The following is a 911-nucleotide window of genomic DNA, read 5'->3' as shown; positions in this document are numbered from 1 at the left end:
CGGTTACATTCCGAACCCGGAAGCTAAGCCTCACAGCGCCGATGGTACTGCAGGGGGGACCCTGTGGGAGAGTAGGACGCCGCCGAACTAAATTTGGAGGACCCTTGGTCCCAGCGACTCGCTGGGGCTGAGGGTCCTTTTTTGTTTTGCCGAAGCGCGCCGGGTACCCGGCTGCGCGAGAATGACTTGCGGTACCGAAGACAGGAGTCACCCCATGTCCACCAACTCTCCCGACGAGCGACCGGAGCGCGACCAGCGCCGTCGTGACAGTGGTGACCGCGGTGACTACCGCGGTGGTCCGCGCCGAGACAACGACCGTGGTGGCGCCGGCCGTCGCGACGATCGCCGCGACGGCGACCGTGGCGGTGACCGCGGGGGCGACCGTGGCGGCTTCCGCCGCGACGACAACCGCGGTGCCGGCAGCGGCGGCGGTGGCTACCGTGGCCGTGACGACCGCCGTGAAGGCGATCGGGGCGGCCGGCCGCCGTTCCGTCGTGACGACCGTCCGAGCGGCGGCCCCCGCCGTGACGACCGTGGTGGCAGCGGCGGCGGCTTCCGCCGTGACGGCGACCGTCCCGCTTTCAACCGCGACGACCGTCCCAGCAGCCCCCGCCGTGATGACGACCGCGGCGGCTACCGCCGCGACGACCGCCAGGGCGGCGGTGACCGTGGCGGCTTCCGCCGTGACGACAACCGTGGTGGCGGCGGCGGTGGCTTCCGTCGTGACGACCGTGGTGGCAGTGCCGGCGGTTTCCGCCGTGACGACAACCGCGGTGGCGGCAGCGGCGGCGGTGACCGTGGCGGCTTCCGTCGCGACGACAACCGTGGTGGCGGCGGCGGTGGCTTCCGTCGTGACGACCGTGGTGGCAGTGCCGGCGGTTTCCGCCGTGACGACAACCGCGGTGGCGGCG

1 protein-coding gene and 1 rRNA gene are annotated in these 911 nt (G+C 72.3%); both read left to right on the top strand.

Going from position 1 to position 911, the window contains the following annotated elements:
- A 5S ribosomal RNA gene (rrf, locus tag ACZ4TO_RS34725) occupies nt 1-88 on the top strand; the annotation flags it as partial.
- A gap of 175 nt (nt 89-263) precedes the next feature.
- Nucleotides 264-911, top strand: a 648-nt coding sequence (locus tag ACZ4TO_RS34720; RefSeq protein ID WP_468026281.1) for a hypothetical protein, incomplete at its 3' end; no start/stop codon positions are given.

The sequence above is a fragment of the Streptomyces sp. NPDC028298 genome (assembly GCF_055565895.1).
This window is presented reverse-complemented; position numbering and strand designations above follow the sequence as displayed.